Source organism: Polaromonas glacialis, assembly GCF_000709345.1.
In the GTDB taxonomy this organism is placed as follows: Bacteria; Pseudomonadota; Gammaproteobacteria; order Burkholderiales; family Burkholderiaceae_C; genus Polaromonas; species Polaromonas glacialis.
Window position 1 is genome coordinate 2,146,269 of the sequence record NZ_KL448323.1, and the last position, 22,756, is coordinate 2,169,024.

The 22,756-nt window shown below is 59.6% G+C and carries 20 protein-coding genes and 1 tRNA gene; 4 read left to right on the forward strand and 17 right to left on the reverse strand.

Annotated features, from left to right (window positions below; translation table 11 throughout):
• A partial coding sequence (locus tag EC86_RS27725) for a sulfurtransferase TusA family protein (RefSeq protein ID WP_198026775.1) occupies positions 1-121 on the reverse strand: 121 nt, incomplete at its 3' end.
• Positions 122-149: 28 nt separating this feature from the next.
• Positions 150-1,052 (reverse strand): cysteine synthase CysM, encoded by a 903-nt coding sequence (gene cysM / locus EC86_RS0110585; RefSeq protein WP_029525600.1) that lies wholly within the window; start codon positions 1,050-1,052, stop codon positions 150-152.
• A 40-nt stretch (positions 1,053-1,092) separates the two neighbouring features.
• On the opposite strand from cysM, the gene EC86_RS0110590 reads away from it, so the two are divergent.
• The 4 genes from EC86_RS0110590 to EC86_RS0110610 all read left to right on the forward strand — a co-directional run bounded on the left by EC86_RS0110590 (position 1,093) and on the right by EC86_RS0110610 (position 2,948).
• Positions 1,093-1,177: transfer RNA gene (locus EC86_RS0110590), tRNA-Leu, on the forward strand.
• 412 nt (positions 1,178-1,589) lie between these two features.
• Positions 1,590-1,847 (forward strand): type II toxin-antitoxin system Phd/YefM family antitoxin, encoded by a 258-nt coding sequence (locus tag EC86_RS0110600; RefSeq protein ID WP_029525601.1) that lies wholly within the window; start codon positions 1,590-1,592, stop codon positions 1,845-1,847.
• On the forward strand, positions 1,844-2,110 hold the full coding sequence (locus tag EC86_RS0110605) for a Txe/YoeB family addiction module toxin (protein WP_029525602.1): 267 nt from the start codon (positions 1,844-1,846) through the stop codon (positions 2,108-2,110). Before EC86_RS0110600 ends, EC86_RS0110605 begins: the two co-directional genes overlap by 4 nt.
• 193 nt (positions 2,111-2,303) lie before the next feature.
• Positions 2,304-2,948, forward strand: coding sequence for an SOS response-associated peptidase (locus EC86_RS0110610; RefSeq protein ID WP_029525603.1), 645 nt, complete (start codon positions 2,304-2,306; stop codon positions 2,946-2,948).
• Between the two features lie 72 nt (positions 2,949-3,020).
• Here the strand turns inward: EC86_RS0110610 and EC86_RS0110615 are convergent, their stop codons facing one another.
• From EC86_RS0110615 to EC86_RS0110685, 15 genes are all read right to left on the reverse strand, one after another.
• Positions 3,021-3,251 (reverse strand): hypothetical protein, encoded by a 231-nt coding sequence (locus EC86_RS0110615; protein ID WP_029525604.1) that lies wholly within the window; start codon positions 3,249-3,251, stop codon positions 3,021-3,023.
• A 59-nt stretch (positions 3,252-3,310) separates the two neighbouring features.
• Positions 3,311-3,691 carry a VanZ family protein gene (locus EC86_RS0110620; protein WP_198026772.1) on the reverse strand — a complete coding sequence of 127 codons (381 nt, stop codon included), beginning with the start codon at positions 3,689-3,691 and terminating at the stop codon, positions 3,311-3,313.
• A gap of 208 nt (positions 3,692-3,899) precedes the next feature.
• A complete protein-coding gene (locus tag EC86_RS0110625; protein ID WP_198026773.1) occupies positions 3,900-4,307 on the reverse strand; it encodes a PIN domain-containing protein in 408 nt (135 codons plus the stop codon).
• A gap of 5 nt (positions 4,308-4,312) precedes the next feature.
• Positions 4,313-4,564: an antitoxin gene (locus EC86_RS0110630; RefSeq protein WP_029525607.1), complete on the reverse strand. Its 252-nt coding sequence runs from the start codon at positions 4,562-4,564 to the stop codon at positions 4,313-4,315.
• Between the two features lie 354 nt (positions 4,565-4,918).
• The gene (locus EC86_RS27735; protein WP_198026774.1) at positions 4,919-5,149 is read right to left on the reverse strand and encodes a DUF2281 domain-containing protein; all 231 of its coding nucleotides are present in this window, start codon (positions 5,147-5,149) and stop codon (positions 4,919-4,921) included.
• A 115-nt stretch (positions 5,150-5,264) separates the two neighbouring features.
• The gene (locus tag EC86_RS0110640; RefSeq protein WP_029525610.1) at positions 5,265-6,218 is read right to left on the reverse strand and encodes an IS5 family transposase; all 954 of its coding nucleotides are present in this window, start codon (positions 6,216-6,218) and stop codon (positions 5,265-5,267) included.
• Between the two features lie 172 nt (positions 6,219-6,390).
• Complete coding sequence (locus tag EC86_RS0110645) at positions 6,391-7,020, reverse strand: SCO family protein (RefSeq protein WP_084181273.1); 630 nt, start codon at positions 7,018-7,020, stop codon at positions 6,391-6,393.
• A gap of 29 nt (positions 7,021-7,049) precedes the next feature.
• Positions 7,050-8,807 (reverse strand): multicopper oxidase family protein, encoded by a 1,758-nt coding sequence (locus EC86_RS0110650; protein WP_029525612.1) that lies wholly within the window; start codon positions 8,805-8,807, stop codon positions 7,050-7,052.
• A gap of 65 nt (positions 8,808-8,872) precedes the next feature.
• The gene (locus tag EC86_RS0110655) at positions 8,873-10,273 is read right to left on the reverse strand and encodes a TolC family outer membrane protein (protein WP_232229860.1); all 1,401 of its coding nucleotides are present in this window, start codon (positions 10,271-10,273) and stop codon (positions 8,873-8,875) included.
• 3 nt (positions 10,274-10,276) lie between these two features.
• Positions 10,277-11,632, reverse strand: a complete 1,356-nt coding sequence (locus tag EC86_RS0110660) for an HlyD family type I secretion periplasmic adaptor subunit (RefSeq protein WP_029525614.1) — start codon at positions 11,630-11,632, stop codon at positions 10,277-10,279.
• 2 nt (positions 11,633-11,634) lie between these two features.
• On the reverse strand, positions 11,635-13,443 hold the full coding sequence (locus EC86_RS0110665) for a type I secretion system permease/ATPase (protein WP_084181275.1): 1,809 nt from the start codon (positions 13,441-13,443) through the stop codon (positions 11,635-11,637).
• 83 nt (positions 13,444-13,526) lie between these two features.
• Positions 13,527-18,929: a peroxidase family protein gene (locus EC86_RS0110670; protein WP_051675852.1), complete on the reverse strand. Its 5,403-nt coding sequence runs from the start codon at positions 18,927-18,929 to the stop codon at positions 13,527-13,529.
• A gap of 1,408 nt (positions 18,930-20,337) precedes the next feature.
• A complete protein-coding gene (locus EC86_RS0110675; protein ID WP_051675855.1) occupies positions 20,338-21,117 on the reverse strand; it encodes a YdcF family protein in 780 nt (259 codons plus the stop codon).
• Between the two features lie 344 nt (positions 21,118-21,461).
• Positions 21,462-22,058 (reverse strand): GNAT family N-acetyltransferase, encoded by a 597-nt coding sequence (locus tag EC86_RS0110680; protein ID WP_029525618.1) that lies wholly within the window; start codon positions 22,056-22,058, stop codon positions 21,462-21,464.
• A 26-nt stretch (positions 22,059-22,084) separates the two neighbouring features.
• Positions 22,085-22,753 (reverse strand): sugar transferase, encoded by a 669-nt coding sequence (locus EC86_RS0110685; protein WP_029525619.1) that lies wholly within the window; start codon positions 22,751-22,753, stop codon positions 22,085-22,087.
• Between the last annotated feature and the right edge of the window lie 3 nt (positions 22,754-22,756).

Sequence of the window (22,756 nt, forward strand, 5' to 3'; positions counted from 1 at the left end):
CATCGGTTGAAACCACGCGCAGCAACTGCCCGCTTTCCATGGCGGCCAGCGCTTTCTTGGCTTTCAGGATGGGCAGCGGGCAGTTCAGGCCACGCGTGTCGAGTTCTTTATCGATGTTCATGAATGTCTTTGTGATCAAACCCTGATTTTCAGGCAGGAAACACACCAGTGGACAAATAGCGGTCGCCCCGGTCGCAAACGATGAACACGATCACCGCATCCTTGACCGTTTTGGCGATTTCCTGCGCCACCCAGCAGGCGCCAGCGGCCGAGATGCCGGCAAAGATGCCTTCCTCGCGCGCCATGCGCCGGCACATGTCTTCGGCATCCAGCTGGCTGACCAGGACCAGTTCATCAACATTGCGCGGGTCGTAGATCTTGGGCATGTAGGCTTCGGGCCACTTGCGGATACCCGGAATGCGCGAACCTTCGCTGGGCTGCGCGCCGATGATCCTGATCTCAGGGTTTCTTTCCTTCAGGTAGCGCGACACGCCGGTGATGGTGCCGGTGGTGCCCATGGCGCTGACAAAATGCGTCACTGTGCCGGCCGTGTCGTTCCAGATTTCGGGGCCGGTGGTCTCAAAATGGACGCGCGGGTTGTCGGGGCTGGAGAACTGGTCCAGCACCCTGCCCTTGCCTTCGTGCTGCATCCGCTCGGCCAGATCGCGCGAGTATTCAATGCCGGCGCTTTTCGGCGTCAGGATCAGCTCGGCGCCAAACGCCTTCATGGTCTGCGCGCGCTCGATGCTCAAGTCCTCCGGCATGATCAGGATCATGCGGTAGCCCTTGATCGCGGCGGCCATGGCCAGCGCAATGCCGGTGTTGCCCGACGTGGCCTCGATCAGCGTGTCGCCGGGCCTGATCTCGCCGCGCTCCTCGGCGCCCCGGATCATGGCCAGCGCCGGCCGGTCCTTGACCGACCCGGCCGGGTTGTTGCCTTCAAGCTTGCCCAGGATTGTGTTGCCGCGTACGGCGTTTTCGGCGGCGGCGATGCGCTGCAGTGCGACCAGCGGTGTTTTTCCGATGGCGTCTTCAATGGTTGGAAATTTCATAGCCCACTACTGTGCCATAATTTCGTTCTTTGGTTTTACTGCCCGGGTGGTGAAATTGGTAGACGCAGGGGACTCAAAATCCCCCGCCGAAAGGCGTGCCGGTTCGATTCCGGCCCCGGGCACCATTCAGTAGAATCAGACAGTCTCAGAACCCTCAGAACCCGCATGTCTCCTAGGCATAGCGGGTTTTTTGTTGCCTCAAGCAGTATCACTGGATAACATGAGATACCGCCAAAAAGACGGAATTTGTGACGGTATCTCATGGGGAGTCATCATGGATGAAGCAACGAGTTGACCTGACCGAGCATCAATTGGCCCATCGGGTCAAGGATACCAACGGGCGAGCTTCCATAACCAAACGGCGCACCTGCCAGCCCGGCGCGTGATGATGCAGACGTGGGCTGATTACCTGGACAAGCTGCGCATGGGTGCGGACGTGATCCAGTTCAAGTCCGCAGGAACGAAGGACTTGATGCATCCTGACACGACATGACTTAAACTTGCACCAATTCAGGTACAAGTCAAAGGGCGTCAAAAATGAAAATCATCACCTATTCCGAAGCGCGCAGTTCTCTCAAATCCGTGCTCGACACGGTGCATGAAGATGCTGACGTGACCATCATCAGCCGCCGGGACGGTGCAGACGCCGTGGTGATGTCGCTTGACCATTACCAGAGCATCATGGAAACCATGCACCTGCTGGCAACCCCGGCCAATGCGGCGCATCTGGCCAAGTCCATTGCACAGCACAAGGCGGGCAAGGCGGCGCGACGCGAACTGGTCAATCCTGAGTGAGCCGCGCCATCCGCTTCACCCCGGCGGCATGGGAGGACTACACCTGGTGGCAGGGGCAGGACAAAAAGACCTTGAAGCGCATCAATGCCCTGATCGAAGCGGCACGGCGCGACCCCTTCGCCGGTATCGGCAAGCCAGAACCACTGCTGGGCAACCTGGCGGGCTACTGGTCAAGGCGCATCGACGTGACGCACCGCCTGGTCTATGCCGCTGATGACGTTGATTTTGACGTGATCGCGTGCCGTGGGCACTACGACGATTGACGCAGGCCGCAACGCGGCATAACAGTTTTGAGCCACGCCTGGCCACCGGCTGATCCCCGATGATGAAAACCGGGACACCCTGACCCGGCGGCGCTGGTTTTCTTTGAATACGCAACTGAACGGCACTGCGCAGGCAACGCGGATGCCTGGCATATGCATTGCGAAGCCTTTGCAGGCGGGGCAGAATTCCCAAATGTGCAGCCACTACCAAACGCTCAAGAACCGGGCCAAATTCGAAAAAGAATTCCGGGTGAAGTTGCCGCCCTACGAGGGGGTGTATGACGTATGGCCGACCTATCAAGCACTTTTTGTGAGGCGACCGCGCGAGGCGGATGCGGGTGATGAAGCGGTCCCCGACCGAGAGGCGATGGCGGGCGTGTTTGGCCTGATCCCGGCTTGGGCCAAAGACGACAAGTTTGCGCGCCGGACCTTCAACGCACGCAGCGAGACAGCAGCGTCCTTGCCGAGCTTTCGGGATGCCTGGCGCAAGGGGCACAAGTGCATCATTCCGGCCGATGCCATTTATGAGCCTGATTGGCGATCAGGCAAGGCCGTGGCCACGCGGATTGTCCGAAGCGACGGCGGCGCCATGGGATTGGCCGGGCTGTGGAGTGGCTGGAAGTCACCGGCTGGAGAATGGGTGCTCAGCTTCACCATGCTGACCATCAATGCGGACGAACATCCGCTGATGCGCAACTTTCACAAACCCGGGGACGAAAAGCGAATGGTCGTGATCTTGCCCGATGGTTGCCATGACGACTGGCTGACGGCTCCCGCCGAGCGTTCAATGGACTTCATGCGGCAGTTCCCGGCAGAACGAATGACGGCCAGCACCTGAATGGCGGGCATTGGGGGCCGCAAAGTCTGGCTGATCGAGCCACGGCAACCTTGGCCACCCGGGCAACCGGCTTCACAGCCGGAAGGGCATCAGCCTGAGGCCCAGCACGAAAGTTGCCGAGCCGGCAATCACCCAGGCCAGGTTTTCCGCATCGGCACCCCTGCGCGTGAAATGAAAGTACATCTCTTTCGCAAAGCCAAGCACCACCGGCGCGAGCGCTGCGGCAACGATGCCAAAAGGCGAAGCCATGGCCGAGCAGGCCATTCCGGCGAAAAAGTGAATCATTCTGGTGTTGCGGGCCATGCTTGCGCTGCTCCCATCAAAATATCGAACAGTTCACAACAGCGCCGGGCGCCACCCGGTCACTGCCGGCTTGAACGGCCGGCGCCGGCCCATCTGCCGCGCAACGCCATGATCATCACGGCCAGCAAGGTGCCCGCCATGTCAATGCCCATATCAATCAGGCGCGGGTGCCGGTCAACGGCAAAAAACTGCAGCGCTTCGGTCATCAGCGCCAAGACCAGCGCCAGCAAGATCACCCGCCGGGCGGTGTAGGCCAGCGGACGCATCATGAGCAGCAGCGACATGCCGCAGAACACCACAAAGTGCGCCCACGACGACAATGAAAAAGGGACGTGAAGGCTTTGCTCCACACCATTGCGCCAGGCATTGGGCATTTGCGTACCAACGATCAGCACAAGAATATGCAGGCCGAACAGGCTCCAGGCGAGACGAGGGGACATCGGGCTTCTTTCTCGGGACAGGGCCTGTCGCCAGGCCGAAGGTTGAAACCAGCGCGCCCTCATGAGGCGCGGGGTGAATCGGCTATCTTATTAAATTTGGCTCAAGAATTGTCAGCACGCAAATCACAGCAGGAATCCTGGCGGTGGCAGTCCTGTGCGATGACTTTAACCACCGGGGCCAGGCCGTTTTTGCCAAGGAGGTGGATTTTCATGCGCTCAAATCCCACTCTTCCACGGCCAAACCGGGCACACGCAGGAATTCACGCGCGTTGTTGGTCACCAATACAGAGTCCTCGGCCATGGCATGTGCGGCAATCAGCAGGTCCATACCGCCAATAGTCTGCCCTGCCCGCTCCAGCGAAGCACGGATCCTGGCGTAGTGCTGGGTGGCGTCTGCGGGCCAGGGGCGCACTTCAAACCCCGCCAGCCATGCTTCAACCGTGGCAGAAAAGCGGACGGATGCAAGCTTTGCTGCGCCAAAGCGCAGTTCCGCCGCCACGATGGCAGACAGCCAGAGTTGCCCACGGTCCAACTCGGCGAAGCGCTCGACCATGCAAGCGGGGCGGCGACGCAGTACATAGCTGCAAATATTAATATCCAGTGTCCGGCGCATCATGAGGGTCAAGACCAGTCGCGCGTTTGCGGCGGGCTGTCATTCCGCTCGGTGAGAAAGGTATCGGGCAAGGGCTCGGTAGCCTCATAAAAGCTCCTTAGCCAGTCAGCCATGCCCTGATCCGGCGAAGGCTCCGGCTGCACCCATAGGGCATTGCCCACTTGCTCGATACGAACTTCCTTGGCACTCAGACGCAATTTCGCCGGCAGACGGATGGCCTGGCTGCGGCCGCTCATGAAAAGTTTGGCAGTAATGCTCATACAAATCTCCTGATGTAATAACACATTGGCATATTACATCGAATTCAGCTTTCGGGCTGTGCAGCGTACTGGTTGGCAACCCCGTCGCGGCAGGCACCGCATGGCCTCGAATTCATGGATGCCGGGCCCCCGGATCGGGTCCGGGGCCGGCTAAGGAACACGGAAATTTCCGGTTACCCCTGTCATGCCGGGCTTGACCCGGCATCCATGAATTCGGGGCCATGGATTGCCCCGGATCAAGTCCGGGGCAGGCTCGTCAAGCCCGCAATGACAGCCATCTGAAACCGGCAGTTTTGCAATTTCCGTTTTCCTAAGCCCGGCATGACAGGGGTACACCGGAAATTTCCGCATCCCTTAATGCCACTCATTGCGCAATTTCTGCTGGATGGCCAATGGCGATTCGCTAAAGGTTTGGGTGTTTTCGAGCCCACCGCACAAACTGGCAAGGCTAATGTCTGCTGGTTGGCTGACTGTGCTTTTTTGCCTGGCGCGCAAAAAATCAGCAAATTCCAGCACCTCGGCCAGCAAAGGTTCGGGCAGGTTCTGGACTGCTTCAAGGAGCCGTTCTGAAGTTGTTGACATCATGCGCGTCCTGTTAATTTTTTTGACCAAAGTAGTTTAGTGGCTGCCGATAGCGAATGCACGGGGCGTTGTTGCATAAATCCCCGTGATGGCGAAGCATCCCCCTGGCCCCCATTTTTTAGGCAACCCGGACGGAGTCCGGGCGTGCGAGCACCATCATGGGGTTGATGATTCCCACCCGCACAGCGACTTCTGCGTCCTGCACATCCACATCGCGCGCCCACAGCCTGTCGCCAGTCAAGGTCTTCAAGCGGTACATCAGGTTCTCCACCAAGGAGCGGCAGTGATAGCCGCTTTTATCCTTCCAGTCCTGCTTGACACTTTGGGCAATGTGGTCAATGGCCGCGTTACGCTCTGATGCTCCGGCCTGGCTGGCAGGCCAGTGAACGGCGCCTTCGACAGGAGGAGTGAGCGCCAGTGCGCCACATCCGGCAATGGCCGCGCGGGCTGCTTGGCTGTCGTAGGCGCCATCGCCTCCGACAATTTCCACCTTCGTCTCTGGCGGCAGTTGCGCCAGCAACTCGGGCAGCACGCTGGCGTCGTCCACGTCGCGGTGCGTCATCAACACGGCGCACACTTGCCCGGTTTTCGCGTCCAGCGCCAGGTGTACCTTGCGCCAGCTGCGCCGTTTGCTGTAGCCGTGCTTGCGCACTTTCCACTCGCCCTCGCCAAAGAGCTTTAGCCCGGTGCTGTCCACCAGCAGATGCACCGCCTCGCCCGCCTTGCGCAGCACCGGCAATGTCACCCGCAGCGACTTGGCCCTTCGGCTCAGCGTGCTGTAGTTGGGCACCGCCAAATCTGGCATCGCCAGGCGCTGCACGCTGATGGCGAACCCCTGCAGCGCCCGCAGCGGCAGGCGGTACACCGACTTGAGCGTCAAGAGCATCTGGATCACCGTGTCGCTGTACGCCTGCGCACGCCCGCCTGGCGTTTGAAGCGCTGGCGAGAACATCCGTTCGTCCATCCAGACCGTCACATTTCCCCGCTCGATCAGGCCCGCGTTGTACTCGGGCCAGTTCTTGACCCGGTAAACACCTTTGGGCTGGCTGGGCAGGAGCGTGTCTTTTGGCATGTTCGGAGCAAAAGCACGAAGCCTAACCGGTACGTCAGCCTGCTTATCCGGATACTTTGGGGTATTTATGCAACAACGCCCCATGGATTGCCCCGGATCAAGTCCAGGGCAGGCTCGTCAAGCCCGCAATGACAGCCATTTGAAACCGGCACTTTTGCAATTTCCGCTTCCCTTACATCTGCATGATTTCTCGCGCAAGCTGTCTAGGGGAACTCAGTGCAGGCATCATGAACCAGCGATCCAGCGCTTCTTTGCCAATGCGGACCATACCGGTGTGATTGGCAAGATCTGCGTCTATGCGAGGATCGTCATTGAAAAAACCGAGCTTGCGGCGGATGAGTTCCATTTCCTTGGGCTGGCCGGTCAGGAAAGTCCAGCCTGGCTTGATGCTGTAACGCTTAACATATTCCTGCAATGCCTGGGGCGTGTCGAACTCGGGCTGCAAAGTCATCGAGTACATGAAAATGTCTTTTCCCAGCCGGTTGCCCAACGCTTCCTGCACTTGCATCAGATTGGCCGTGTTGCCGGGGCAGATACCGGTGCATACCGAATACATCATGTTGAAAACAACCACTTTGCCATGCACCACGTCGTCATAAAACCGGAGTTTTCTGCCGTCATGCGTGTCCACAACCACATTTGGAAAATAATCAGCGCGTGGCCCTTTTTTGCTCATAGTCCCGGCACTTGCCGGACCGCTGGCTGCCAGCACGGGAGCCAGTGACGAAGTGCCCACCCATTTGAGCCAATCCCGTTTACTGTTGTGCGAGCCACGTTGGAAAGCTGTGTCATTCTTGTTCATAGAAGTTCTCCCTGATTTTTTTCAACGGCTTATTCAACAACGTCAAATCGAACCATCATGGCGTGGTCTTCATGGGTCAGATTGTGGCAATGCATAAGGTACGGGCCTAAAAAATCCCGAAAACGAATGAATACGCGCACTTCGTCATTGGGCGCCAATACATAGACATCCTTTCGTCCGCTTTCATGCGGTGCGGGCGGCTTGCCGTTGCGGGTCAGGATGCGCCCTTCCTCTAAATGGATATGAACCGGATGGTGCCAACCGCCCTTGCCCTTGAGGGTCCAGATTTCAGCGGTTCCTCGCTTGGGCTGGGCAACCGACTTTTCCACATCGAAAATCTTGCCATTGACAGTCCATATCTCGTTTTCCTTGTCGAACTCAAATCGCCTGTTCTTTACGACTTCGGCCAGATTGATCGGCGGCAACGCACGCAGTGTGGCGGGGACCTGGCTCAGGTCAGGGCTTGGTGGATCGCGCGCAACATCAAATCGCAGTATTTGCGTGCCAGCGTTGGTCAGCAGCCCATTGGCTTCCCGGATGTTGACCAGCGGTCCTTCAGGTCCCCGCCCATCAACTTGGACGAGGCGGTTGACGATGTACAAAGTGGTGCCGATGGGGTAGAGGGCAAAGTCGATCACGATGTCGGCACGTTCTGCCGGGGCCAGTTGCACCATGCTGGTGGTGAGCGGTGCCGGCAGCAGGTTGCCGTCGTTGGCGATATGGATAAAGCTTTGGTTTGCACCACTGCCGTTGGTCAGGTAAAACTCGTAAAACCGTGACAAGCTACCGTCCAGCAGGCGAAAGCGGTATTTGCGGCGTTCCACTTTGAAATAGGGCTGTACCTTGCCATTCACACAAAACTTGTTGCCCAGGTGTCCCTTGTTTTCAAACTGGTCAAAGAAAAGGTAACCACCGGAATCGAATTGCTTGTCCTGAAATACCAAGGGAATGTCGTATTGGCCCACGCCACTGGGCAAGCGCAGTGCCTTGGGATTGATATCGAGTTCGTTGCCGGAGTCGATGTCATCGAACAGCAGGTAAAAACCGGCCAGGCCCTTATAAACATTGGGTGCGGTGAAATCTATACGGTGGTCGTGGTACCACAGCGTTCCCAATGCTTCGCGCGAATCGCCCTTGGTAAGTTCGTAGCGCGGTTCGTCACAGCCCGCATAGCAGTTGGGGTAGTGGTGGTCCTTGTACTTTCCCGGTCCCGTGAGGTTGGGTCCGTATTTGGTTGCGCTGTAGTAGTCGCCGGCAAAGCCGTCACTTTCGGACGCACAGTGCAGATTGTGCAAATGCGTGGAAACTTCCGGAGACCCAAAACCAACAGTGTTGGCCGGCAAGTCATTTTGAATACGCACGACGATCGGAACGCCATAGCGTTCGACAAACGTGGGTCCTGGCAACAAGCCGTCGTAGCCCCATATTTTCTGGGTGGGCAATTCGGGATGAAAAGAGTGCAGCGCCTCCTTGACGTTGAGGGTGTAAAACTTATGCGGCGCCCAATTGCTTAGCCGCTGAAGCGGTTTGCGCCCACACTCGCCGCCATTGAAATTGGAGTCCTGCATGCTTGGCGGACTGAGGCTGTTGACTGGCGCCTTGGCCGTATAGACCGGCAGGGCCACCACGAAAGGCGTTGTGTACGGGCCACGAGGCGGATCTTTGGCCTCGGCCGGCATGATCGCGACCTTGCTTCCCAGCAGGGTCGCTGCAGCGCTTGCCGCGCCAAGCTGGATCGTCTTTCGACGACCCAGTTTCAAGATAGTGGCCTGGTTGAGTATTGACATCACAATTCCTTTTGTGTGAACTACGGGGTTACGGGTGAAACTTGGCGCTTATCTGGCGCAATGCTTTACCGGGAGGCAACGAAGTACACGGCAATGTCCTTCAGGTCAGCCATGCCCAGCGTGCCGGCCGAGTAGCGCAGGCGCAAAAACCCGAGCAGATAATTAAAGCGTGCCAGGGACAGGTCGCGCCGGGCTTCATACAACTGCTGCTGCGCATTGAGCACATCAAGGTTGGTGCGCTGTCCGCCCCTGACGCTTTTTTGCGTCGCCTCGACCAGCAACTGGGCAGAGCGCAGGGCTGCAGCGGTGGCGCTGATTCGCGACACGCTGCTCTGGGTCAGGTGGTACTGCTTGCGCAGCTCAACCAGCACCTGGCTGGTGCGGGTATCCAGATCGGCCTGCGCCTTTTCATGATTCGACACCGCCTGGCGGGCCGCCGCGCTGACGGAACCGCCCGCATACAGGGGGATCGTCAGCTGCAGGCCAATACTGGCGATGTTGGTTTTTTGACTGAAGGTGTTGATGGTGTCGGAGTTGTTCTTGCCCGCGCTGGCCACCAGGTCCAGGCGCGGTGCGTGACCGGCCTGGATCTTGTTGATTTCCTCGCGGGCAATCTCCACGGCAAGGCGTTGCGCCAGGATTTCGGGGTTGTTGGCCAGTGCCACCTCCTTCCATTCCTCAAAGCTGGCGGGCTGCATGGACCGGACCTGAAAATCATTCGACAGGGGATCCAGCGCGGTGACCTTGCGGCCCACCACGGCGGCCAGCGCATCGTTTGCATTGACCAGGTTGTCGCTCGCCTCGATGAGCTGGGCCAGGGCCAGGTCCAGCTTGGCCTGGGCTTCGAGCACTTCCGTTCGGGTACCTTCACCGTTTTGCAGCATGCGCTCGGCCGACTGGCGCTGTTCCGCATAGGCCTGGCGCTGGGCGGTGGCCTGCTCAAGCTGGTCCCGCGCATACTGGGCGCCCGCGTAGAGCGTGACAAGGCGCACGATCAGGTCCTGGCTGCGCGCCGAAAATTGCGCATCGCTGACCAGCGTCTGCGCCATGCCCTGGCGGTAGCGGGCAATGCCCTCCGGGTAGAACAGCGGCTGGCGCAACTGGACAGCCGCAGCCAGGCTGGTGTAGTTGCGCTGCTCCGTCCTGTCGCCCTGGACTGATGCGGTGGTGATATCGGCCCGGTTCTTGTGGGTCGAATAGTTCGCGGACAAAACCGGCAACAGGTGGGACTTGCCCAGCACCTTGTACTCCTGACCGGCTTCGTTCTCATGCCGCGCCGCACGGTAGGCCGGGTCGTTCGCCAGCGCGGCGTCGTAGGCCTGCAGCAAACCCAGGGCGGGTGCAGCATCAGGCGCTTGGCCGGAAGCAGGCGCGGTCATGTCCACAGCAAAGGCCAATTGGCCCTGGCCCAGCGCGGCCGCGCATACAAGGGATGCCAGCAGGCGGGTCAATGGCAGCGTGGTCATGCTTCATTCCTCCGTCATCGACATCTTGAGATGATCCACCAGCGGCTTGGCCAGGTAATTCATCATGGTCCGTTCACCAGTCCTGACGAACAACTCCACAGGCATGCCGGGCCGCACATTCAGGCTGGCGACCAGCTTCATTCCTTCAGGCGCGACCCTGGCCTTCACGTTGTAATAAGGCTGCCCGCTCTTTTCATCGACCAGCCGGTCCGCCGACACCTGCGTCACGATGCCGGGAATATGCGGCGTCTGGTTCTGGTTGAAGGCTGAAAAGATCAGGTCCACCTCCAGGTTGGGATGCACCTTGTCAATCAGATGCACCGGCAGTTGCCCGTCAACGATCAACGGATCGTTGCTGGGCACGATGTCCATCATGCGAAAGCCCGGTGCAATCACCCCGCCGTGGGTAAAGACATTCATGGCCACCACGGTCCCGTCCACCGGAGACCGCACCAGCAGGTTGTTGAGGTCATGGTCCAGTCCGGTCAACCGGTTGGCCAGGCCGTCGGCCTCTTTCCGGACCTCGGACAGCTGGGTGCGCACCTCCTGCTGGTATTCCTGCTGGCGCTGGAGCCGGCGCAGCCTGAATTCGGAAATCTGCCGCTGGCCCCGGCCGATGTTGCCGATGTCTTCGGAAATCGCCGTGCTCAGTTGCGCATGGGTGCGCTCCAGCTCCAGCAGGCGGTTGCGGGCCACATAGCCTTCCCGGGCCAGCTCACGCATGCCATCGAGCTGCTCCTTGAGGAACTGAAGCTGCAGCTTTTTGCCGTCGCGCGACTCCTGCAGGCCCGTGTTCTGCAACACCAGCCCGGCCACGTTTTCATCGAGCGCCGCCAGCTCGCTGCGAATGGCGGCTTGCCGCGCGCTGAACAACTGCTCCTGCATGCGGATGTTGCTGGCCACGCGCGGGTCGTTGCGAACGCCTTCCAGTTCCCGGGGGAACACGATGCTCCTTGCGCCGTCGCGCTCGGCGCTCAGGCGCGCTTCCGCCGTGCGCGCGGTGAAGTACTGGACGCGCGCAATTTCCGCATTGGCGGTGGCCTGCACCGCATTCATGCGGACCAGCACGTCGCCCGCCTTCACCACATCACCTTCCTTGACCAAAATCGTATCGACCGTACCGCCGGTCAAATGCTGAACGGCTTTCTTGCTGCTGGCAACGGTCACCGTGGCGCTAAGCGGAACACCCTTGTCCAGCGGCGCCAGCGAGGCCCACACCAGAAAGCCGCCCAGGCCCGCGATGACGATCCACCAGCCCAAGCGCACATGGGACCTGGCGTCGGTGTTGACCTGCGCAGGTTCAACGTTTCGGGACACGGCATCAGTTGCGGCCGGTTGATTGCGAGAAAGGTTGTTCATGGTCATGCCCGTCCTGTGCCGTTGGTGCGTGTTTCATTGCTTGCCAGCTTGTGCGTGGCTGGCGCGTTGGTTGCGGCGGGTGCGGCATGGGTGGCGCCAGGGCTGGCCAAAGGCGCCTGCTTTTGCGCGGCCGTTGTCAGGTCGGTCAGCACCTTGGCGGTCGGACCGAACCTGTAGGCCGTTCCGCCCTGCAGCAGCAGCAGCTTGTTGGTCACGCCGATCACGCTGCTGCGGTGGGTGATCAAGACCACCGTCTTGCCGCGCTGGCGAAAATCAACAATGGCCGCCACCAGCGCCTGCTCTCCGGCCTCGTCCAGGTTTGAATTGGGCTCGTCCAGCACCAGCAGCGAAGGGTCGTCATACATCGCCCGCGCCAGGCCGAGGCGCTGCTTCTGGCCACCCGACAGGCCGGCACCGCCGTCGCCCAGCGGCGTGTCATAGCCTTGCGGCAATTGCAGGATCAGTTCATGCACCTGCGCGCGCCTGGCGGCTGCCACCACCTTCTCCGGATCGACCTCGCCGAACCGGGCGATGTTGTCGCTCACCGTTCCGGCAAACAGCTCGATGTCTTGCGGCAGGTAGCCGATGCAAGGCCCCAGCTCGTCCTTGTTCCACTGGTAGACATCCGCCCCATCGAGCCGGACATGGCCGGCGGCAGACGGCCAGACGCCCACCAGCAGGCGCGCGAGGGTGGATTTGCCGACGCCGCTGGGGCCAATGATGCCCAGCACATCGCCCGGAACAATCGAAAAACTCAAATTCATGAAGACCGCAACGCTCGCGCCGGGCGGCGCTGCCGTCACCGCGTCCAGGGTCATCTGGCCCAGGGGCCGGGGCAGCGACATGCCGGCCCTGCGCGGTGGATTGGCAGCCAGCAACTCGTTCAGCCGCCGGTAGGCGCTGCGGGTGCTGCTGTAGGTTTTCCAGACGCCAATCAGTTGCTCGACCGGATTCAGCGTCCGGCCCATCAGGATGGACGCCACAATCATCATGCCGCCGGTGATCTTGCCTTCCAGCACCAAGAGCGCACCAAAGCCGAGGATCAGGGACTGCAAAGATACGCGGAAAAACTTGGTGCAGGCCGTGATGATTCCAGCCTTTTCGCTGGCTTCGGACTGCAGTTGCAGAAAGCGGCCATGCAGCTTGAACCAGCGGTTCATCAAGTGGGGCAGCATGCCCATGGCTTCGATCACCTCGGCATTGCGCAGGTTGTTGGTGGCCAGGTTACCGGCGGCAACCGCCATGCCGCTGGCTTGGGCCAGTGGTTTTCTCGACACCATCTCGTTCACAAAGGCCAGCACGATCAGCACGACGGTGCCGCACAGGGCAAACACCCCCAGCGACGGGTTGAACAAAAAGATCACCGCCAGGTACACCGGAAACCACGGCGCATCAAAAAAAGCGAACAAGGCGTTTCCGGTCAGAAACTGGCGAACGGTCGTCAGGTCCTGCAGCGCCTGCCCGGCATTGCCGCCCGCCTTTTTCAGGTTTTGCTCAAAGGCTGCCGTGTAGACGCGCTTGTTCATCTTCATGTCAAGCTGCGCGCCGACCCGGATCAGCACAAAGCTGCGTACGAATTCCAGCGCGCTCATGAAAAGGTAGGCGCCCAGCACCATCAGCGTCAGCATCAGCAGCGTCGTCTGGTTGTGGCTGGCCAGCACCCGGTCGTACACCTGGAGCATGTAGAGCGACGGCACCAGCATCATCAGGTTGATGATGGCGCTGAAAATGCCAATGGTCCGAAATGCGCCCTTGAAATCGGTCAAGGCCAGTGCGATTTCACTTTTTGCAGGCGTGGGTAGGGGTTTCATGCGGGGCAGCTCCGGTTCAGGATAAAAAGCCCCCGCCTTGAGAGGCGGAGGTTTTAAGGCGCGTCAGGGAAAAGCGACAGGCCTCAGAGCAGCAGGTCGGCGGCCACGAAGGAATGAACGCCTGTCAGTTCCAGCTGAAAGTCAGCCACCGTGTCCCCATTCACATCGCCTTCCATGACGGTGTTGCCCCCCACCAGGCTGTAGCGCAACTGCCCGGCAACGCCGCCAAAGGCAGAGGTATTGATCATGGTGAAGGCCTGATCTCCCGCCACGCCCGTATTGGCATCGATGCCAGTGAACTGAATCCGGTCCGATCCGCTGACGAAGTCCGTGATGATGTCGCGCAGACCTGCGCCAACCCCGGAGTCTGCGAGCGCTGCCAAATTGAACCGGTCAGCGCCCATGCCACCGGACATGATGTCTGCACCCAGGCCACCATTCAGGAAGTCGCTGCCCTCACCACCCGAAAGAATGTTGGCCGCGCTGTTACCACTAATAGTATTGGCCAGTGAATTGCCGGTGCCGCTCAGCACTGCCGTGCCGGTAAGCGTGAGGTTTTCGACGTTGGCGCCCAGGCTGTAGCTGATGGAGCTGGTGACACGATCAGCTCCTTCATTTTCAGCTTCGCTGACGACATCGCCCGCGTCATCCACCGTGTAATTGTCGTTGCCCCTCCCTCCAGACATTACGTCGGCACCCAGGCCACCGTTCAGGATATCGTTGCCGTCGCCACCCGAGAGCGTGTTGGCCGCGCTGTTGCCGATGACACTGTTGGCCAGCGCGTTGCCAGTACCGTTGAGCGCTGCCGTGCCAGTGAGAACGAGAGTTTCGACGTTAGCGGTCAAGGTGTAGCTGATGGTGCTATAGACAATATCGGCGCCTTCATCCAAACCTTCACTGACGACGTCACTCGCGTCATCCACATAGTAGGTGTCATTGCCAGTGCCTCCGGACATGACATCGGCATCCAGGCCACCGTTCAGGGAGTCGCTGCCGTCACCACCCGAGAGCGTGTTGGCCGCGCTGTTGCCGACGATCAAGTTGGCCAGCGCGTTGCCGGTTCCGCTCAGCGCTGCCGTGCCGGTGAGCGTGAGGTTCTCGACGTTGGCGCTTAGTGTGTAGCTGATGGCGCTGTTGACCCGGTCGGTGCCTTCATCCAAAGCTTCAATGACCACATCGCCCGCGTCATCCACCGTGTAGGTGTCGTTGCCTGCCCCTCCGGACATCACGTCGGCTCCCAGGCCACCGTTCAAAGTGTCGTTGCCACCCAGCCCAAGAAGAATGTTATTGGCAGCTGTTCCCGTGAGCACGTCGTTGCCATTTGTCCCAGTGATGGTGGCATTGATAGACAAGGTTTGGTCAGCGAACTGAATGCGCTCGAAATTAAGAATGGTGTCAACGCCGTCATTGACCAAAGCGCCTCCACCGCCACCCGCCACGGGCGCATGCGTGATGGTGCGGCTGCCATCGGCATTGAGCACGATGGTGTATTCGGCCCGGTTGCCGTTGTACACGGCCGTGTCGATGTCAGTGGCAAAAGTGGTCGACTGCCGGATCTCGCGAACAATGTGCAATTGCCCTGGATTGATTTCGCCAGACAACATGCGGGCCTTGATCTCGTTCATGCTGTCCACCGTGAACCATTCGTTGGCAGCGGTGTTCGCATCGCTGACATTGCGGGTCACGCGGATGCGCACATTCAGCCAGGCGTCACCGTTGAGAATGTCGTTGCCGAGGTTGCCCTTGATGGTGTCGCTGCCGCCGCCGCCAATAATGACCTCGGCCCCCTGGGTGATGTCAATGACCGAGGTGTTGACTGGCAAAGCCGCCAAGGCTGCCAGTTTTGCCGGCGTGTTGTAGCCAAGCAATTGGGCAAAGCCGTCGATCAAACTGACGTTCTGGGATTTGAGGTCACTCTCATCAGCCGGGTTGCCCGCACCCGCACCTGCGCCGCCGGCGGCACCCCTGAGCACAGCCGCCCCCGTCAAGACGTCGTTGTGGTTCCAGCCCGACAGACCTTCCACCGAGTCAAAACGGTCACGCAGGGTGAACACCGCCTGCGCCGGAAAGAATGGAATGCCCAGGTCCGAGTTGGCCCCAACCGTGTCGCCTTTGTGGATGGCCCAGTCAAAACCGAACATCCCGTTGCTGCGCTGGATGCCGGGGCCCTGGAACATGATGTCGTCACCCGATTCGCCGTCGTAGTCGGTGTCATTGCCCTGGCCGTTCAGCACGTCGTGGCCAATGATGGGGCTATTGAAGAACAGTTCGGAGTTCTCGCCCGCCAGGCCGTCAAAGCCTTCCCCGCCCTCGATCCAGTCGTCGCCCTCGTTGCCCATCAGGAGGTCGCTGCCGCTGTTGCCAAGGATGAAGTCGTTGCCTTCACCGCCAAACACTTCCTGGGTGTCTGGTCCGGTCATGATGAAGTCGCTGCCCCGGCCGCCAAAGCCGAGCACGATGCCCGAGCCCATGCTGATCACGTCGTTGCCATCGTCGCCGAACAGAAAGTCGTCGCCCCCCAGGTTGGTGATGATGTCGTCGCCATCGCCGCCATAGACTTTGTCGGCCTCGTAACCGCCGTCGAGCCGGTCGTTGCCGCCGTCGCCCCAGAGGGTATCGATGCCCAGCCCGCCAATCAGGGTGTCGCGCAGTTCGGATCCGCCCAGAACGACGTGGTCGGAACCGTTGTATTGCAGGAAATGGTAGTTGTTGTCAATCGCGCTCAGGCCAGCACGAATGAACAAGGGCTTGATGATGTCCAGTACCGGATTGCCGGTGGTGGGGTCGCTGCCAATCTGCACTGACTTGACCACCTCCAGAATGAGGTTGGGCGTGTCGAACAGCAGGCCTGGCAAGTGGCCCTGGCCGGCCGTGCCCAGGTCGGTGTTGCGCATCACGATGGCGGAAAAGCTGTTGGCTTCGAGCTGGTTCAGCAGGTTCATGCCCTGGGTTCGGCTCAGGTAGTAGAAGCGGTCACCGTTTTGCAGTTTCTCCATCTGGGTTTCAAACACGAAGTTGAAGGTGGCGCCCAGCATGCCGCCAAACTCCTGCTTTTCTTCGGCCAGGCCGCCAATCCAGAAGTCCACGGCATTGAGGCCGCCCAGGCTGCCGCCGGCGTAGGCACCGGTTGAATTGAGAAACGCGAGGCGGTCGTCGTGGACTGCGGCCGTTTCTCCGGCCGTGCCGATGACAAGGGCCATGGCCGCATCGCGGCGGGAATGGTTGTCGGTGGCCGCGAGGATGCTGGCATGGGTTCCGTAGGCGGCAATGAAGTTGATCACCGACAGCGGGTTCTTGAGGTGGGTCGTGAAGTCGGTCCAGCTGGTGTAGGGCGTCAGGCGCGAGTCACCGGTCATGTCGAAAAACTGGGCCCGGGCGTTGTTCAAACTCGGCACGCCTGTGTCGCGAGCCCGTGCAATGTTGAGCGCGCCCAGGTCCAGCGGCAAGCCGACCAGGTTGTTGCGCAGCGCCTCGGTGATGAATTCGTCGATCTCATTGCCCGCCTGCTTCGACATGCCGCGAATGATCTGCCCTGCCGCAACCGATGCGGACACCGCGCCATCCTGGTCAAACTCGACCGGATTCAAAAAGGCCTGGATCAGGCCGATCTGCTGCGCGCCTGCTTTGAGCGGATTGGCGTCGCCGACAACCTGGTTGTTGGCATCCAGGCGGTCCACGGTTTCGGTGAGCATCGAGTGGCCAAAACGGTAGACCGTGTGCGCGAACTCGGCCACGATGGCGGGGTCAAGGCCGGGCGATGCCGAGAAAATGAACGGGTCGATGGCCGGCTGCACCTTGCGCGCAAATTCTTCAAACACCAGATGCTGGTATTGCATTTCGGTGACGAAGCGGCCGGCCTGGAACAGGCGCTCGCCGTCCCAGTTCAGGGCGGCAATGGCGGCTGGAGTGGTAGGAACGGCTGCAATGTCGGTCACCAGCCATTCGTTGATGGTCGCCAGGTTGCCGCTGGCCAGAATGGTGTGCTTGTAGTCTTCCACCAGGCGGTTGTGCTCGGCATGAAAGATGGTGTGTACCGTCGTCAGGCCAATGTTTTCATTGCCACGGCCGTCGCCGGTGATGTAGTGGCGGTCGAGGAGTTCGTTGTCGTAGGTGGACGCCAGGCCGTCGTCGGCGGTGCGTTCAGCCGTGCTGATCACGCCGTCGCCGTTCAAGTCCGTGTCGGTATCGGCCACCTGGGCAATCTTGGGCGTGGCTGGATTGCCGTCATGGTCATAGACGCCGGGTGCCGCATGGTGGGCAATGTCGTCCAGGAACGCATGGCCGGTGCGCAGCGCATTGACAGCCGAAGGACTGACCGGTGCACCGGGCGTGCCCACAGCCACCAGGTCATCGGCGGTATTGGCAATGCCGTCGGCCCCCAGGCCGACGATCACCTGGGCGAAGCCATTGGCCGCAGGAATGAACTTTCCGTAGGCATCGGTGCGCAGCAGCGGCACGTTCAGCACATCAAAATCATTGAGTTTTATGCCCAGCATGTTCAAGGCTTGCGCCTTGACTTCGCCCCAGTTGGCAATGCCGCCATTGGCGCCATCAAGGAGGTGACCGGTGGACACCGGGTGGCCGCTGGCATCGAGCTTGTATTCGCGCAGAAAAACCTGGTGCGACGAATTGGACGTATAGGTCTGGTTCTGGTCAATGAACGGCGTGGTGGTGTTGACGGTTTCGTGCGTCAGGTCGTCGGCCGTACCAAGCACGCCGTCAGCGCCCGGAAGGGTGACAGTTGCAGCGCGCGTCAGCGCCATGAAGTTGGGGCCGCCGACCACGTAGAGCGGATCGTCTGGCTGCAGCGGGATATACACCGTGCCGTTACCGGACTTGGGAATCAGGTCAAGCCCGTGGTCAAAGAACTGGCCGAAAAGCGTCATCCAGCCGTTGAAGGAAGGCGACAGGCCAATGTCGGGCGAAAGGTTTTCGATGGTGATGCTGCCGTTGGCCGACAAGTCCAGCCCCTTGGCCTCTGCCAGCGCCACGCGCGAGGCAACGGGTGCGGCCAGGATGGCGGCGGTGTCGGCAAACGGATCGGCAGAGCCTGCCATTTCCAGCGCCTTGAAGATCGCGGAAAAGTTTCCCAGGGTCTGGTCGGACACCAGGTTGCTGATGATGCGGGGGTCGGCGTCGGCCACGCTGGTGTGCGTGTTGTAGTTGGTATTGGTGATGGTCGGAGCGCCAGAGCCTGGAGGGCCCAGCGGCATGACGTCGCCATCGGCTTCGTTCAGGAATTGAGGCTTCAGCAGGCGGGGCATGACCTGGTCGGCTGCGCCCAGGTACTTCTGGCCTGGCAGCAGGCTGTTGTAGCTGCCGTCCACCGTGCGCAGGCCAACGGGCAGCAGCGGGCTGATCGGCGTGCCGTCGAGATTGGCAAGAACGCCGGTGGTGGCGTGGACTTCGGCAATCTTGATCTGCTCAAGGATTTTGTTCAAATCGGCAAGGTTGACGGTGAAATTGGCGGGCTTGATGGTGGCCATGGTGTTTGTTCCTGAAGGTTGCGTGGGCTGCTGGGCTAAAGGTGAAAGTGAAAGTGAGAATCAAAGCGAAAGGGACAGGGGCGGTGGGTGAAATCAATGAAGGCTGCGCCTCCTGACTCGCCTGGCCTGGATGTGGCTGGCGGCTGTGTCGTCGAAGGCCGGGAGCGCACAGGTCACTGGATAGGCCGACATCCCAGAAGATCGCCCAAGGGCCTGCGATGCGCAGTGCGGACCGTGATGGCCGCCGGGGACGCAAGCGTTATGTTGGCTGCTGGCTTGATTGAAGGCTGTGGAATGCGCAGCACCGCGTGCAACAGGCGGCAAGCCAGCCGTGTTTGCCGCCTGACACCATGGCGGTGAATGGCTGGGCTTGTCAGCGACATTCAGCAATAGCTTTACGGTGCGGTGGATAGCCATGTTGATTCCTCTTCGACACGCTGGGCGTTGGTTTTTTTTCGAATCCAGTCCGGCTCATCAAAGGAACAAAGTGTTAAAACTTATTGCTTATCTGTCCGTTCTGATGTCGAGTGTGTCGAATAGCTCAACAAGAGACCATCCTGTGAAAGAACTAGCTACATCAGGTTACTTTTGTGTAACCAACAAGGATTGAATTTCTTGTTGTTGCCAAATTTCTTTAAACAAATCAGCCACTTGGCTAAAACCTTGTAAGGCTTCACCGAATTTTCAGAATGAAACGTTTATGTGGTTTTTATTTGTAAAAATCTAATCAGAAAACTACGTTTCAGGCGGTTTGGGACTCAGTCACACCCAAAAACACCGTTGAGCTTTGATTTATTGAGACTGCGCAAGGCTGCAGGCCCGCCACAGCCACTGCGAGGCAATTGCGTGCCAGCAGATTGATGTGCGCTTATGAATGAGGGGCGACAAGCGAGACATCCAATGCCTCAGGGGTGGCGTTCGTTGTCGTGAGCAACTTCCCATCCGTCATTCCCGCGAAAGCGTGAATCCAGCAACACGGACTGAAACGCCAGGGCGCAATCACTCCGAGTGGAAAGCACGACGGGCAAGGTGGCTGACAGGTTTGCTACTGAATTTATAGCTGTATGCGCATACCAGCCGTGCGCAAGAGGTCTATTTACTTGACTGGATACATGCCTTGGTCAATGCCGCTGTCATCCCGGACTTGATCCGGGATCCATCTCCCATGGCCTTCGTTGCACGATGCGGGGTCATGGATTGCGGGTCAGGCCCGCAATGACAGCCATTTGAAACCGGCACGTTTGCAATTTCCGTATCCGTAACTTCTTCGTGGGTCGTGCCAGCCAGGGATGAATCGAACAGCGGTTGCGCAAGCCCTCCGCCAGCCCCGTCCCAACCTTCCCCCAGAGGGGGGGAAGGAGTCATTCGGATTCGGGGGCATCTGGAGCGAGTCTTGCAAAAACTGCTTTTAAAAACTTGCCAACCCAAGAGCAGAAAATGCTCCAAGGCCCACCACCTCGTGAAGCACCAGTCGCCAGCGTACAGCGCCGCGCCTCAGTGAATAGTCTGTCCAAGGTGTATTACCAACGGCACGGTAATCCACCGGGTAAGGTGTGACGTTCCAACCTGCTGCACGAAAAAGAGCCATGGAGCGAGGCATGTGGTCCGCCGAGGTGACCAGCAGCCACGGTTCGGTCTTGTCCACGCCAGGCACTGAGGCGCTGAGGATGGCGTTCTCGTAAGTGGTACGCGCCGCCCGCTCGTACAGCACGCGATCGGGTGGTACACCCACGCTGGCGTAGTACGCCCGTGCGGCATCTGCCACGGAAATACCCCTGTCGATGATGTCACTCTGGCCGCCCGTGAACAGCAGCCGCAGGTGCGGATACTGGCGCGACAAGGCGACAGATGTCGTCATGCGCTGCCCATTACCACTCAACACAAAGCCCTTGCCGTCATGCGCCCCGCGAGGCACGTCGATGTCTCCACCCAGTACCACCAGCCCCACGTACGGAGTCAGGCGTCCAGCGGGCATGGCATATTGACTTTCCAGCGAGCGCTGCACGGCATTGGGCAGAGGCATCCAACCCACCAAAGCCGTCAGGCTTATCGCCACCAGCAAAGTCCACAGCGCAGCCACTGGCCGACGTCGCACCCACCAAATCGCCAGCAAAAGCAGAACAGCCGCCCAAGTGAGCGGCTGTATGAAAGTGGAAAGAAGCTTCGACGAGAAGAATAAATCAGTCAATTTACTATGAAATTTATAGCTACTTACGCCCGCCAGGCGTGCGTAGAAGGCCTAAAACACTTAAAAATCGTAACTACTCAGCTTCCTCTTCTTGAAGTCGTCGACTCCTTCTCTTTTGTCATTGCGGGCAGGGCCTGCCCCGGACTTGATCCGGGGACCCGCAATCCACAGCACCCCAACCAAGCCACAGCCAGGTAGCGGTTGGGATCTAACGCTTATTTGACTGCGCACGCATGGATTGCGGGTCGAGCCCGCAATGACAGAAGGTAGGAAAAAGACGTTTCAACAATGAGCCAAGTAGTTACTAAAAATCATGCATTGCCACCTGCAGACAGCAATGGCACCTATGGCACCCAAGGCAGCGTCTGCACATACACCGTTGACGCCGAACCCTGATGCACTTCGATTTCTGCGGCTGGCTGCGCTCCCATGCGGCGGTAAAACTTGTGTGCGGGTGCCAGGGCAGAACCCACCACGATCTTGAACGCAGGCAGGCCGTGCCGCAAAAAATGTTCGCAAAGTTCCTGATAAAGATTTTCAGCATGATGCTGGCCACGAAATGCCGGCGCGACTGCAATGCTGAGCAGTTCCGCCGCAGGCAGCACCGTGCCGCTAGTGCCACCGCTGCCACGGCTGTAGCGCAATATTTCGATGATTCGCCAGACCCGGCGGGGTGAAAACAGCGACGGCAGCAACGCCCAGAACAACTGCGGCCAGTGGCGCAGCATCCGTTTGTAGATGGGCTTCATGCCCGTGGCGCCCGCCACAAAACCGACCGCTTGCCCATTGACTCGTGCCACCAGCAACACACTGTCATCCCCTTCGTCAATGGCGCGGTACATCAGCGAGACGAACCCCAGCCCCAGCGTGGACAAAAAGCCTTGATTGATGTTGGCAATGTGGAGTTCAGCCACGGTGCGGTAAAGATGCGCCTGACTCATTTTTTCCACTGCGTTGGTACTGGCGTTCAACCCAGCGCCCGAGCCAGCTCTGCCCCAGGCTTTGGCAACGTTCCCAGCACACGACCGACGGCCTTGGACTGCGGCATCAACACCACCCAAATGGTCAGGCCGATCAGCATGAAGTAGGTCCGCAGGCTTTGGTTCGCCACATACCACTCCTCCAGCGCGCCCTTGTACGGCGAAATGACATGGTCATAAAAATGACCGGGGTCCTGGTGGCCGTGCATCATGTTTTCCTCGTCCCGAAAGATGATGGAACCGATGCCCGACAGGCCGGGCCGCACCTGAATCACGGCGTGCTGCGCTGCCGGGGTGAACGCATCAAAGCTGCGCCTGGTTTGCGGGCGCGGGCCGATGATGCTCATGTCGCCGTTCAATATGTTGAGCAACTGCGGCAACTCATTGATCTTGGACTTGCGCAAAAAGCCGCCCATGGGCAGGATGCGCGGGTCGTTCCTGAGCGTCACCGTGCCCGTGCCCACGCTGGGGCTGTTCTTGAGCATGGTGGCGAACTTGTAGATCTTGAAGGTCTTGCCGCCCTTGCCCACGCGGTCCTGCAGAAAAAATATTTCACCCTCGCCTGTCAGGCGCAGCAGGATGGCAATGGGCACCAGCAACGGCGACAGCACCAGCAGCGCCAGGGTAGAGAAAACAATGTCAAAAAATCGCTGCATGGC

Excerpts from the sequence above, each read along its gene's own strand:
- EC86_RS0110680 (WP_029525618.1), bottom strand. The coding sequence starts at position 22,058 with ATGAGTCAGGCGCATCTTTACCGCACCGTGGCTGAACTCCACATTGCC.
- EC86_RS0110665 (WP_084181275.1), bottom strand. The coding sequence starts at position 13,443 with ATGAAACCCCTACCCACGCCTGCAAAAAGTGAAATCGCACTGGCCTTG.
- EC86_RS0110650 (WP_029525612.1), bottom strand. The coding sequence starts at position 8,807 with ATGTCAATACTCAACCAGGCCACTATCTTGAAACTGGGTCGTCGAAAG.
- EC86_RS0110625 (WP_198026773.1), bottom strand. The coding sequence starts at position 4,307 with ATGATGCGCCGGACACTGGATATTAATATTTGCAGCTATGTACTGCGT.
- EC86_RS0110620 (WP_198026772.1), bottom strand. The coding sequence starts at position 3,691 with ATGTCCCCTCGTCTCGCCTGGAGCCTGTTCGGCCTGCATATTCTTGTG.
- EC86_RS27735 (WP_198026774.1), bottom strand. The coding sequence starts at position 5,149 with ATGATGTCAACAACTTCAGAACGGCTCCTTGAAGCAGTCCAGAACCTG.
- EC86_RS0110655 (WP_232229860.1), bottom strand. The coding sequence starts at position 10,273 with ATGACCACGCTGCCATTGACCCGCCTGCTGGCATCCCTTGTATGCGCG.
- EC86_RS0110670 (WP_051675852.1), bottom strand. The coding sequence starts at position 18,929 with ATGGCCACCATCAAGCCCGCCAATTTCACCGTCAACCTTGCCGATTTG.
- EC86_RS0110610 (WP_029525603.1), top strand. The coding sequence starts at position 2,304 with ATGTGCAGCCACTACCAAACGCTCAAGAACCGGGCCAAATTCGAAAAA.
- cysM (WP_029525600.1), bottom strand. The coding sequence starts at position 1,052 with ATGAAATTTCCAACCATTGAAGACGCCATCGGAAAAACACCGCTGGTC.
- EC86_RS0110640 (WP_029525610.1), bottom strand. The coding sequence starts at position 6,218 with ATGCCAAAAGACACGCTCCTGCCCAGCCAGCCCAAAGGTGTTTACCGG.
- EC86_RS0110660 (WP_029525614.1), bottom strand. The coding sequence starts at position 11,632 with ATGAACAACCTTTCTCGCAATCAACCGGCCGCAACTGATGCCGTGTCC.
- EC86_RS0110600 (WP_029525601.1), top strand. The coding sequence starts at position 1,590 with ATGAAAATCATCACCTATTCCGAAGCGCGCAGTTCTCTCAAATCCGTG.
- EC86_RS0110615 (WP_029525604.1), bottom strand. The coding sequence starts at position 3,251 with ATGGCCCGCAACACCAGAATGATTCACTTTTTCGCCGGAATGGCCTGC.
- EC86_RS0110685 (WP_029525619.1), bottom strand. The coding sequence starts at position 22,753 with ATGCAGCGATTTTTTGACATTGTTTTCTCTACCCTGGCGCTGCTGGTG.
- EC86_RS0110645 (WP_084181273.1), bottom strand. The coding sequence starts at position 7,020 with ATGAACAAGAATGACACAGCTTTCCAACGTGGCTCGCACAACAGTAAA.
- EC86_RS0110630 (WP_029525607.1), bottom strand. The coding sequence starts at position 4,564 with ATGAGCATTACTGCCAAACTTTTCATGAGCGGCCGCAGCCAGGCCATC.